This is a genomic window from Lactobacillus intestinalis (genome assembly GCF_024397795.1).
Taxonomy (GTDB): domain Bacteria; phylum Bacillota; class Bacilli; order Lactobacillales; family Lactobacillaceae; genus Lactobacillus; species Lactobacillus intestinalis.
The window spans coordinates 337,628-349,076 of sequence record NZ_CP072983.1; the positions used below are offsets into that span (position 1 = coordinate 337,628).

Here is an 11,449-nt window from a genome sequence, read left to right on the forward strand (position 1 = left end):
TTATGAATAATAAAAACTATGAGAGTACCGAATTCTATTCTTATAAATTCAAGAATTTTTCAACTATGATTATTATTCCTATGGCAATTTTAGTTCTAATCTTAATAGTTGGTTCTTTTTTTGCAACTAGACAAAGTACAGTTACATCTATTGGAATTGTAGAACCACAAAATACACTTAATATCGCCAATAAAAATTATCATGAAGGACAGGTTATTAGAAGGAATAAAAAGAAATGGCTGGTTCATATTGATGGTAAGCAGAAAAATATAGTTCACTTATTTCCGATGATTAAGGCTACGGGAGCGATCAATGTGGTTACCTATTTCCCGGGTAATAAAATTAGTGCAATTAAAAAAGGCCAACCATTATATTTTCAGGTAGCCAATGCTAGTGGAACAATGGATAGATTGATAGGAAAAGTGAAAGAAATTGGAGTGTATCCCGTTAATCTACATGGCAATAATGTCTATGAAGTAGTTTGCCAAGCCACGTCTAAGGAAAATTTAAAATATGGAATGGAAGGCAATGCAACAATTATCACAGGTAAGAGTACATATTTCGAATATTTGAAGCACAATTTATGATTAAAAGTATTCTGAACTTTTTATAATTGGCAAAATATAATTTCTTAGAAAGCAAAAATACTGATAGATCAGCGTTTAAATGCTGACTATCAGTATTTGCTTTATTTTAGGTTTTTCCTAGATGATTTTCTTTTGCTTGAAAAATTATTCAAAAGCTAAAGCTCCCATTGGATCCCAAGGAAGAAGTTGAATTGGATTATCTTTTCCATCTTCGTAAGCCTTCTTCAAATCATCTGGCAAGAATTTTTTGTTAATAACCGCTTGGTAAACAAATGAATCAAACCATGAATCGCTCATTACAAAGTAACCTTTGAAGCCTGGCTTTTCACCCCAGGAGTTTTCGATCTTCCATTTGGTTGGCTTGCCATCAACAATGTCCACTCCAGTGATTACCATGGCGTGGTCCATCATACTTTCACCAGAATCAAGCATGTCAGCTTTAGACATAGTAAAATCAGTATCAAATAATTGATCACGGCGGTAAAGGTTAGTATCAAGTAAACCTGCGCGTCTTTCAGAGTCTTTAACAACGTTTGAACCGAACCAAACAACTTCGCCGCTCTTTAATTGCTTGATGATTAAATCTTTCATTTCATCGACTTTCAAGTTTAAGTGACGGACTTGACGACCGCCAACTACATTTCCAAGGTATTCTACTGAAAAGACTTTGTGGAATGGCTTGTCACTAGTTGGAGCGTTAATAGTAGAAATATGATCTTCAAGATTCATGCCAACATATTTATCAAAGAATTCCTTAGGGGTGATGTCTTTGTCGATGTGGTATTCTTTGTTGTCGTCACGGTATTCAAAGTTGAATTTCTTTGGTGGAAGACCAAGTGAAGTAGCTAAAATACGGAAGACATCGTTAAGCATATCGTTTTTAACTGCTTCTACTTCATCCATAGACTTGCCCGAGTTAACTAATTTACGTAATTTAAGACCATCTTTACGAAGTAAGGTATTTAAAGTATCGTTTAATGCACTAGAATTAATAGCGTTGGCAGTTTCTGGATAAACGCTCTTTGGAACAATACCGTATTTTTCAATAATTCCGCAAAGCATGTCCCATTGGCCACCGTCTTGTTGAGGGGTAGCAAATAAGAATGAAACTTTACGATCACCAAGATCTTTGTCTGCAGTTGCAATGACATTTTCAAAGAACCAGTTTGATTTTTCAAATTTGTCCCAGAAATTAGTATAGTTTTGAGATAATTCAAAGTCTTTCAAACTGAATTTCTTTTGAAGAGGATGACGCATAGTGTTAAGAGCACTGAACATCCAGCAGCGCCCAGATTGCTTTTGATCAGCTGGCTTACCAGTTTCGATTTCAATTGAGAAAGTTGGATCAAGGTCAATCTTAGTTTGCAAGTTTTGACTAGCTTTGTAAATTCCGTTTTCTTGAGCTGCATGACTAGCAACATTGTAAACGGGATGGTTTGATAAATCTTGGGTAAATTTATCGATGTTATCATTTGTGATTTCTTTTGACATAAAATTGTCCTCCTTAAATATAGTTTAAACTATTAAAAATATTCTGTCTATTTTTAATATGGCGCATGATACCAAATTGAGTGGAAGGCAGGGTGAGTCTTAAAATAGCGAATTACAATTGGATCAAGTGGCCAAACGGGAATATCTGATTTTTTTGCAATCAATAAAGCCGTTGGCATTTCTTGATCTAATTCTTGTTCAAGATCAAAATCTGGATTTACAAAAAAGTGATTCATGACCCAAACAGGTCCATCTTTGCGTTCAATTTTATCCATGGTCCACGCGTTTTCAAAAACGTTATTATCATCATAAGTTTTAAAGTCTTGGTGAGGGTCTTTAATATCAAACATAAAATTTACCTTTTCTAAGAAACTTGCTTATTTTTCACGTAATTAATAATGTAAGCATAATGTTTTGTGTTTACTCAAAACATTGTAAAATAAATCTTTGTAAAAAGAAAAGTAGTAAATGGAGTAAAAAGAATTATGAAGACGCGTGGTTTTGAAGTTGTAAGTAAATATCAAGATAAAGGGATTAATTTGCCTAGACGCCAAACTTTGGCTAGTGCAGGTTATGATATTGAGGCGGCTGAAGATATTGTGATTCCAAGTATTTGGCGTTTAAATTTTGTGAGAATTTTTCGCCTTATTCGCAATGGCCACCAATTATATGAACGGGATTATAAGCTTGCCGATGAAATTTTGAAGCCGATTTTGGTGCCTACTGGTCTTAAAGTTTACATGCCAGAAGATGAAGTGCTAATTTTAGCTAATCGCTCATCTAATACTTTTAAAAAGAATTTGGCACTTCCAAATGGAATTGGTGTAATTGACGCGGATTACTATAATAATCCTAATAATGAGGGCGAATTATTTGTCCAAGTCTTAAATTATGGCGTTCGTCCACTTCATATTAAAAAAGGAGATCGGATTGCTCAGGGAATTTTTATGAAGTATCTTAAAACAGATGATGATGATCCAATTAGCCGTCAACGTTTGAGTGGCTTTGGATCTACTAATAAAGAAGGGAAAAATTAATGGCTCGAGTAAAAACTCAATATAAATGCCGCTCTTGTGGCTACATTTCGGCTAGCTATTTAGGTCGTTGTCCTAATTGTGGTGCATGGAATCAATTTGAAAAAGAAACTCAAGAAGTTCAAAAACGCTCAGCTAAGCAATCACCTAGTCAATTGATTAAAAAGACTGGATTGAGTGAGCCGGTTAAATTAGAAAATATCAAGGCAGAAAAAGAAGACCGAATTAAAACTAAGTCTGAAGAATTAAACCGAGTTTTAGGAGGAGGAATTGTTCCCGGATCACTGGTTTTAATTGGGGGAGATCCTGGAATCGGTAAATCCACTTTGATGCTGCAAATCATGAGCGATATCGCCGAAAAATATAAGGTTTTATATGTTTCTGGAGAAGAGTCTGCCAATCAAATTAAGCTTCGCGCAGATCGTTTGGGCGTTGGTAAAAGCGACATGCTTTTATACCCGGAAACAGATATGCATGACATTCGCGAGCAAATTGATGATTTAAAGCCTGACTTTGTTGTAATTGACTCGATTCAGACTATGAATGAACCAAGTTTAGATTCCATGACTGGTTCAGCATCTCAAGTACGTGAAGTAACTAGTGAACTTATGAAAATTGCCAAGATGAATGCAATTACTGTTTTTGTAATTGGCCATGTGACTAAGGAAGGGGCAATTGCTGGTCCAAAGATTTTGGAACATATGGTGGATACGGTGCTTTATTTTGAGGGAGATGAACACCATTCCTACCGAATTTTGCACTCAGTAAAGAATCGTTTTGGGGCTGCTAATGAAATTGGAATGTTTGAAATGGTCAATGAAGGATTAAGAGAGGTAAGCAATCCGTCTTCAATTTTTCTTGATCAAAGATTACCCCAATCCACTGGGTCGGCGATTGTAGTTTCACTTGAAGGAACGCGCCCACTATTAGCAGAAATTCAGGCTTTAGTGACGCCGACAGTTTTTGGTTATGCTAAGCGAACTACTTCCGGAATTGATTATAATCGAGCAGCACTTCTTTTAGCGGTTTTAGAAAAACGAGGCAACTTAATGCTTCAAAACCAGGATGTATATTTGACTGCAACTGGTGGGATTAAGTTGAATGAACCTGCAATTGACTTGGCAATTGCAATGTCTGTCGCATCCAGCTATAACAACAAGGAAATTTCACCAACTGATTGTTTTGTCGGCGAAGTGGGCTTAACTGGGGAAGTACGACGCGTTAATAAAATTGAATCGCGAATTACTGAAGCTGCTAAAGTGGGGTTTAAAAGGATTTTTATTCCCCGACATAATATGGATAAAAGCTTAACTGATTTAGGAATTGAAGTGATTCCAGTTTCCAGCATTCCACAAGCTTTGAAACTTGTTTTTGGTTAAAGAATTGAACTTTTTCCTTATTACGCGTAAACTAAGAATGTTAAAATCTACTATTTTTGAAAGAGGCATGAATTTTGGCTAAAGAAAAGATTCGTGTAAGATATGCACCAAGTCCAACTGGTCACTTACACATTGGTAATGCACGTACTGCACTTTTTAACTATTTATTCGCTCGTCACAACAAGGGTACCTTCGTTTTAAGAATTGAAGATACTGACCAAAAGCGTAATGTTGAAGGTGGATCTAAGTCACAGATGGAAAACCTTCACTGGTTAGGTATTGATTGGGATGAAGGTCCTGACAAGGGCGGAGATTATGGTCCATACCGTCAATCAGAAAGAAAAGATATTTACAATAAATACATCAAGCAATTGATTGATGAAGGTAAGGCTTACTACTCATATAAGACTGAAGAAGAACTTGAAGCACAACGTGAAGAACAACGTGCGATGGGAATTGCTCCTCACTATACCTACGAATATGAAGGCATGACTGCTGATGAAATTAAAAAGGCACAAGCAGATGCTGAAGCAAAAGGTTTAAAGCCAGTTGTACGTATCCATATTCCAGAGATGGAAACTTACGAATGGGACGATATGGTTAAGGGTCACTTAAGCTTTGAATCTGATACTATCGGCGGCGACTTTGTTATTCAAAAGCGTGATGGAATGCCAACTTACAACTTTGCCGTTGTAGTTGATGACCACTTGATGAAGATTACCCATGTTCTTCGTGGAGATGACCACGTTTCAAACACTCCAAAGCAATTGGTAGTTTATGAAGCTCTTGGTTGGGAAGCACCTAAGTTTGGTCACATGACTTTGATTATTAATGCCGCAACGGGTAAGAAGTTATCAAAGCGTGATGAATCTGTTCTTCAATTTATTGAACAATATCGTGACCTTGGTTACTTACCAGAAGCTATGTTTAACTTTATTACCCTTCTTGGTTGGTCACCAGTTGGAGAAAATGAAATCTTTACTCAACGTGAATTCATTAAGCAATTTGATCCAAAGCGTTTATCAAAATCTCCAGCTGCTTTTGACCAAAAGAAGCTTGAATGGGTAAACAACCAATACATTAAGAAGGCAGATCGTGATACCTTGCTTGATTTAGCTTTGAACAATTTGCAAGAAGCTGGTCTTGTTGATGAACATCCAACTCCAGAAAAGATGGAATGGATTCGTCAATTGGTTAACATTTACTCAGTTCAAATGTCATACACCCAACAAATCGTGGAAATGGCAAAAATTTTCTTTGAAGAGGCAAAAGATTTATCTGAAGAAGAACTTGAAGAAATCAAGAAAGACGACGCTCGTCCAGTAATTGAAGAATTCAAGAAGCAATTGAATCTTATCCCACGCTTTACTGCTGTTCAAATTATGAATGCAATCCAAGCTACTCGTCGTGAAACTGGCGTTAAAGGAAGAAAACTCTTTATGCCAATTCGAATTGCAGGTACTAGATCGATGGTAGGACCTGGTATTGGTGAAGCTATGGAACTTTTGGGTAAAGAAAGAGTTCTTGAACACTTAGACTTAACCTTGAAGCAAATGGAAGAAAACGGTCTTTAATTAAAAATACGAAAGGCACTAAGTTTTGAGGCTTAGTGCTTTTTTATGTCTTCAAAATTGGTAAAATAAAAGTATATTTAAAAGAAGGGATATGTGTTAGCCGTGAAAGTATTTAATACACTGACGCGTCAAAAAGAAGATTTCAAGCCAATTACTCCAGGACAGATTAACATGTATGTCTGTGGGCCGACCGTTTACAATTACATCCATATTGGTAACGCGCGTAGCGTGATTGCTTTTGATACAATTAGACGCTATTTCGAATATAAAGGCTACAAAGTAAACTACGTTTCTAACTTTACGGACGTAGATGACAAGATGATCAATGAAGCAAGAGAAGAACATACCACTGTTCCAAAACTTGCTGATAAGTATATTCGTGCTTATTTAGAAGATACTGAAGCTTTAAATATTGAAAAGGCAACTTTGCATCCCCGCGCAACTCATGAAATCAGTGAGATCATTGCATTTGTGGAAGATCTAATTAAAAAAGGTTATGCTTATGAAGTTGATGGAGATGTATACTACCGAGCAAAGAAGTTTCCAAATTATGGCGAATTAAGCGATCAAAATATTGAGCAACTTGAAGAAGGGGCTTCTGAGCATATTAATGATGAAGAACAAAACCGCAAGGAAGACCCGATTGATTTTGCTCTTTGGAAAGCTCAAAAAGAAGAGGATGAAATTGCTTGGGATTCTCCATGGGGTAAAGGTCGTCCAGGCTGGCATATTGAATGTTCCGTAATGTCTACTAAATACTTAGGTGATACCATTGATATTCATGGTGGTGGGCAAGATTTGGAATTTCCGCACCATGAAAATGAAATTGCTCAAAGTGAAGCTAAAACTGGTAAAAAGTTTGTTAACTACTGGCTTCATAATGGTTTTGTGACAGTTGGTAAAAAAGAAGAAAAAATGTCTAAATCACTTCACAACTTTGTCACGGTTCATGATTTGATTAAAACAGTTGATCCTCAAGTTTTACGTTTCTTCATGGCAAGTGTGCAATATCGTCGCCAAATTAATTATTCAGAAGAAAACTTGGCTCAAGCCAAAACTATTCTTGATCGTTTTAAGAATACTTTATTGAATATCAATTATCGTTTAGAAGAGGATACTGAAACTAAAGCTGATCCAAAACTTACTGAAGCTATCGCAAATACTAAAGTAGAATTTGAAAAAGCAATGGATGACGATTTTAATGTTCAAAATGCTTTAGCCGCAATCTATGATCTTTTGCCAATAATTAATGCCAATGCGGCTTTAGATAATGTTGATAAGGATGCCCTTTCAAACTTTAAAGAAGAATTTATTAAGTGGCTCAGCATTTTTGGAATTGATTGCGAAAAGTTGATCAAAAAAGAAGCAGGTGCTGATGATGATAAAATCGACGCTTTAGTTAAAGAGCGTGATGAAGCTCGTAAGAACAAGGATTGGGCACGAAGTGATGAAATTCGCGATCAATTGAAAGATCTAGGCGTTACCATTCAAGACACTCCTCAAGGAACAAGGTGGACTCGTGAATAAAATAAAGAAATTGACTGAAGAAAATGTAAATCCAAATACTTTAAGTGGTCAGACTTTGGCTTACTTGGGGGATGCGGTATATGAAATTTATATTCGGCGTCATTTGATTAAGGGTGGAATTGTGAAACCACAGAATCTTCAAAGAGACGCTACTCATTATGTTTCTGCCAAAGCTCAAGCAGCTTTGATTACCAAATTACAAGATGATGATTTGCTAACGGATGAAGAGTTAGCTGCTTTTAGACGAGGACGTAATTCGAAGACTCACACTAAAGCTAAAAATACTAGCTTAAAAACATATCAAATGTCTACTGGCTTTGAAGCTATTTGGGGTTACTTGGATTTAGCAGGTAAAACTGATCGCGTTGAAGAATTGACCCTTTGGTGCATTCAAACTGTAGAAGATGGAGGGATTAGTAATTATGACTTCAAATAATAAAGATTTTGTCTTTGGCCGACATGCGGGAATTGATTTCTTAAAAACTCAAGGTGCTGATCGAATCAATAAAGTATTTCTCCAGCATGGAGTACAGGAAGATTTTGCTAATCAAGTTTATTCTTTAGCTAAAAAGAAACGCTTAGTGGTTCAAACTGTGCCTAGAAGTAAGCTTGATAATTTGGTTCAAGGTGGAAATCACCAAGGATTAGTGTTGGCCGTATCAAGTTTTGAATATGCGGATTTAGATCACCTATTGGATAAGTTTGAGCAAGAAGGCAAAGAACCATTTTTGTTGATGCTGGATTCAATTGAAGATCCTCACAATTTGGGATCGATTTTAAGATCAGCCGATGCGACAGGAGTGGATGCAATTATTATTCCTAAGCGTCATGCAACTGGGTTAACATCAGTTGTTGCTAAAACTTCCACTGGAGCAATCGATTACGTACCTGTAGCTAGAGTTAATAATTTAGTTCAAACTACTAAAGAACTTAAAAAGCGAGGTTATTGGATATTCGGTACAGATATGGAAGGTACCGATTATCGTAAATGGGATGCAAATGGTAAGACAGTTTTAGTAATTGGTAACGAAGGTAAAGGAATCTCCCCACTTCTTAAGAAACAAATGGATCAAACTTTGACCCTTCCAATGGTAGGCCATGTTCAATCCTTAAATGCTAGTGTGGCGACTGGGGTAATGCTTTATCAAATGTTAAATAGTCGCCATCCGTTAAAATAGTTAATGAAATAACTTTTGTGAAAATGAAAAAGACACTTCTATTGATTGAAAATAATTAGAAGTGCCTTTTTGTTTGTTTAAACATTCGTTCAACTTAATTAGCGTTAGCTCTCTTTGTATGCTTTTTCTGAATAAGCAAAGTAAAGAGAAGTACGAATGAATAGTAATGAAATACGAGAGCTCGAATTAATTGAAAAAATAAAGCTTCAGGATAGTGAGGCTTTAAAGCAATTATGTAATATTTATCAACCTTTAATTAGGTCAATTAGTAATAATTACTTTTTGCGAATTTATGATTATCAAGATTGGCAGCAAGAAGCCATGATTGTGTGTTATAGTTGTGCACAAAGTTTTTCAAGAGAAAGAGGAAGTTTTGCTGGTTATTTTAGAAGAAGACTCACGAATCATATAATAAGTTTGATTAGAAAGCATTGGTCATTGAAGAGTAAAATCAATAATTCGGCAGCGTCATGGGAGTATATCAGTGAATTTGGTGTAGGAGAGATTGAGTGTGGAATAAGTGAATTAATTGTTCCGCTTGGAGATCTGTATACTGAAATTGTCGAAAAGTTATCTAATTTAGAATTGGCAGCTTTAATGATTGTGTTAGGTCAAGCTGATGAAGAGAGAGTTATTATGAATTTAAATATTGATAAAAAAGTTATGCAGAGAGCCAAATCTAGGATGATGAATAAATTTAGAGATGTGTTATTTGAGTGAGTTTTTACGCTAGGAAGGATAAATTGCGTTATAATATATCTTGTAGAATATTTTAGGAGGTAATTTAAGATGGCAGACGAAATTATTAAGACTGCATTGTTGGACCGTCACATGAAGGAAGTATTTGACTGGAGTGATTCAGATATGCCAGTTAGAGATGCCCTTTGGGACTACTTCATGGAAAAGAATGGTAGAGATACCATGAAGACGGAGGAAGATATGCTTCCGTTCTTAAAAGACTCTGACGATAAGATCGAAGCCTTCGTTGACGAAAATCTTAAGAAGTAAATCCGACTAATAAACAATGTTCTACGCACCGTGGTCACGCATTTTTGACCACCAAGACAGCTACTCTCCGGTAGCTGTTTTTTTGTAGATTGAATTTGTTTTTGTTATACTCGTCAAACAAATGTAAGAAAGAAGCCTGCCAAAATTGAAATATATAATTGGAATTGATGTTGGAACAACCGCGACTAAGGTTGTGCTTTATGATGAAAATGGCCAAAAAGTTGCCAGTGCCCAAAGAGAATATCCTTTGATTCAAGAAAAGATGGATCAAGCTGAAGAAGATCCTAAGTTAATATTTGATGCCGTTCAGGATGTGATTTTTTCTTTATCACGAAAGAGAAAGATTACGGCAATTTCTTGGTCGAGTCAAATGCATAGTTTAATTGGACTTGATGGGAATAAGGAATTACTGACTAATAGTCTTACCTGGGCTGATAACCGCGCTAAGAATGTAGTAAAAAAGGCTAAAGCAGAGGGCTTAGCACAGAAAATTTACCAACAAACAGGGATGCCTATTCACCCAATGGCACCAGTTTATAAGCTGTTTTGGCTTAAACAAGAAAAGCCTGAAATTTTTTCTGAAGTAAAATATTGGTTAGGAATCAAAGAATACTTGATTTATCGCTTAACCGGGAAACTAGTCGAAGATTTATCGATGGCTGCAGGCACCGGGCTTTTAAATTTAAAAACTTTAACTTGGGATCAGGAGTTACTTTCGCAAGTGGGAATTACTGAGCAAGCTCTTCCTAAATTAGTAAAAAGTAGTGATGTTGTAGGATCAGTTAAAGAAGAATATCGCCGAAAGCTTGATTTAGATGAAAATACCAAAGTAATTGCTGGTGCTAGTGATGGCTACTTGTCAACAATTGGCGTGGGTGCGATTGATGAGGCCGATTTTGCGATGAATGTTGGGACTTCGGGGGCTGTGAGATGCTTAGCAAAAAAGAGCGTAATCGATAAAAAGGCGCAATTTTTCTGTTATCCAGCAGATCAAGGTTATTTGATTGGCGGACCGGTAAATAATGGTGGGATTGTTTTTGAATGGGCACGAAAAGTGTTACTTGGTCCTAATGAAAGTGCAGAAAATTTTTTGACTTTAGCACAAAGTGCACCCGTTGGAAATAGAGGCTTAATTTTTCATCCTTATTTGGGCGGCGAAAGAGCGCCGATTTGGGATGCGAATGCTCGCGGATCCTTTGTGGGACTAACCAGAAGTCATACTAAGGCCGAGATGGCCCGAAGTGTAATTGAGGGAATAGTTTTTAACCTGTATGATGCGTCGCACGAAATTATTCAAAGTGCTGGCAAGCCCCACGCAATCCGAATCACCGGTGGCTTTGTGCGGAGTGATTTTATTCGGCAAATGCTCGCTGATGTGTATAATTTGCCGATTATTGCAATGAAGAATAGTGAGAGTGGTACGCTGGCAGCGATGTTTTTAGGAAGGCAAGCACTAGGACTCAGTCGAGATCTAAGTGAAATTCGAAAATTTGTAAGTGAAGAGAAAGTTTATTTTCCTGATCCGGAAAATGTGACTCGTTATCAAAAAATTCTTCCTGTTTATCGCGAAATTGAAAATGATTTAGCTAAGTCATATGAAAAATTAGCCAATCTTCAAAATAAGTTGCAATAAAAAAGGCGGTCCGAGATGGACTGCCTTTTTTGTGACTT

General features: G+C 36.5%; 12 protein-coding genes. 10 read left to right on the forward strand and 2 right to left on the reverse strand.

What is annotated here, in order from left to right; all coding sequences use genetic code 11:
- The first annotated feature begins 2 nt into the window (after nucleotides 1-2).
- Nucleotides 3-587, forward strand: a complete 585-nt coding sequence (locus KBW87_RS01705) for a hypothetical protein (RefSeq protein ID WP_057809293.1) — start codon at nucleotides 3-5, stop codon at nucleotides 585-587.
- 144 nt (nucleotides 588-731) lie between these two features.
- Here KBW87_RS01705 and pepC read toward each other — a convergent pair whose 3' ends face one another.
- On the reverse strand, nucleotides 732-2,078 hold the full coding sequence (gene pepC / locus KBW87_RS01710) for an aminopeptidase C (RefSeq protein ID WP_057809291.1): 1,347 nt from the start codon (nucleotides 2,076-2,078) through the stop codon (nucleotides 732-734).
- 53 nt (nucleotides 2,079-2,131) lie between these two features.
- Nucleotides 2,132-2,428: a hypothetical protein gene (locus tag KBW87_RS01715; protein WP_057809289.1), complete on the reverse strand. Its 297-nt coding sequence runs from the start codon at nucleotides 2,426-2,428 to the stop codon at nucleotides 2,132-2,134.
- A 135-nt stretch (nucleotides 2,429-2,563) separates the two neighbouring features.
- Between KBW87_RS01715 and KBW87_RS01720 the strand changes: the two genes are divergently transcribed.
- The 9 genes from KBW87_RS01720 (at nucleotide 2,564) to KBW87_RS01760 (ending at nucleotide 11,411) form a co-directional block, all read left to right on the forward strand.
- Nucleotides 2,564-3,115, forward strand: a complete 552-nt coding sequence (locus tag KBW87_RS01720) for a dCTP deaminase/dUTPase family protein (protein ID WP_057809287.1) — start codon at nucleotides 2,564-2,566, stop codon at nucleotides 3,113-3,115.
- Nucleotides 3,115-4,491, forward strand: coding sequence for a DNA repair protein RadA (gene radA, locus KBW87_RS01725; protein ID WP_057809284.1), 1,377 nt, complete (start codon nucleotides 3,115-3,117; stop codon nucleotides 4,489-4,491). Before KBW87_RS01720 ends, radA begins: the two co-directional genes overlap by 1 nt.
- A gap of 74 nt (nucleotides 4,492-4,565) precedes the next feature.
- The gene (gene gltX, locus KBW87_RS01730) at nucleotides 4,566-6,065 is read left to right on the forward strand and encodes a glutamate--tRNA ligase (RefSeq protein ID WP_004045519.1); all 1,500 of its coding nucleotides are present in this window, start codon (nucleotides 4,566-4,568) and stop codon (nucleotides 6,063-6,065) included.
- A gap of 102 nt (nucleotides 6,066-6,167) precedes the next feature.
- Nucleotides 6,168-7,592, forward strand: a complete 1,425-nt coding sequence (gene cysS / locus KBW87_RS01735; protein WP_420896549.1) for a cysteine--tRNA ligase — start codon at nucleotides 6,168-6,170, stop codon at nucleotides 7,590-7,592.
- Entirely contained in the window at nucleotides 7,585-8,028 is a 444-nt protein-coding gene (locus tag KBW87_RS01740; protein ID WP_057809279.1) for a Mini-ribonuclease 3, read from the forward strand. The genes cysS and KBW87_RS01740 overlap by 8 nt, the downstream gene beginning before the upstream one ends.
- Entirely contained in the window at nucleotides 8,015-8,770 is a 756-nt protein-coding gene (gene rlmB, locus KBW87_RS01745; RefSeq protein WP_004045516.1) for a 23S rRNA (guanosine(2251)-2'-O)-methyltransferase RlmB, read from the forward strand. Before KBW87_RS01740 ends, rlmB begins: the two co-directional genes overlap by 14 nt.
- A 156-nt stretch (nucleotides 8,771-8,926) precedes the next feature.
- Nucleotides 8,927-9,490 (forward strand): sigma-70 family RNA polymerase sigma factor, encoded by a 564-nt coding sequence (locus KBW87_RS01750; protein ID WP_057809277.1) that lies wholly within the window; start codon nucleotides 8,927-8,929, stop codon nucleotides 9,488-9,490.
- 69 nt (nucleotides 9,491-9,559) lie between these two features.
- On the forward strand, nucleotides 9,560-9,778 hold the full coding sequence (locus KBW87_RS01755) for a P8 family protein (protein ID WP_004045514.1): 219 nt from the start codon (nucleotides 9,560-9,562) through the stop codon (nucleotides 9,776-9,778).
- A gap of 145 nt (nucleotides 9,779-9,923) precedes the next feature.
- Nucleotides 9,924-11,411 (forward strand): gluconokinase, encoded by a 1,488-nt coding sequence (locus KBW87_RS01760; protein WP_057809276.1) that lies wholly within the window; start codon nucleotides 9,924-9,926, stop codon nucleotides 11,409-11,411.
- Nucleotides 11,412-11,449 lie beyond the last annotated feature (38 nt).

Excerpts from the sequence above, each read along its gene's own strand:
- KBW87_RS01705 (WP_057809293.1), top strand. The coding sequence starts at position 3 with ATGAATAATAAAAACTATGAGAGTACCGAATTCTATTCTTATAAATTC.
- pepC (WP_057809291.1), bottom strand. The coding sequence starts at position 2,078 with ATGTCAAAAGAAATCACAAATGATAACATCGATAAATTTACCCAAGAT.
- KBW87_RS01715 (WP_057809289.1), bottom strand. The coding sequence starts at position 2,428 with ATGTTTGATATTAAAGACCCTCACCAAGACTTTAAAACTTATGATGAT.
- KBW87_RS01720 (WP_057809287.1), top strand. The coding sequence starts at position 2,564 with ATGAAGACGCGTGGTTTTGAAGTTGTAAGTAAATATCAAGATAAAGGG.
- radA (WP_057809284.1), top strand. The coding sequence starts at position 3,115 with ATGGCTCGAGTAAAAACTCAATATAAATGCCGCTCTTGTGGCTACATT.
- rlmB (WP_004045516.1), top strand. The coding sequence starts at position 8,015 with ATGACTTCAAATAATAAAGATTTTGTCTTTGGCCGACATGCGGGAATT.
- KBW87_RS01750 (WP_057809277.1), top strand. The coding sequence starts at position 8,927 with ATGAATAGTAATGAAATACGAGAGCTCGAATTAATTGAAAAAATAAAG.
- KBW87_RS01755 (WP_004045514.1), top strand. The coding sequence starts at position 9,560 with ATGGCAGACGAAATTATTAAGACTGCATTGTTGGACCGTCACATGAAG.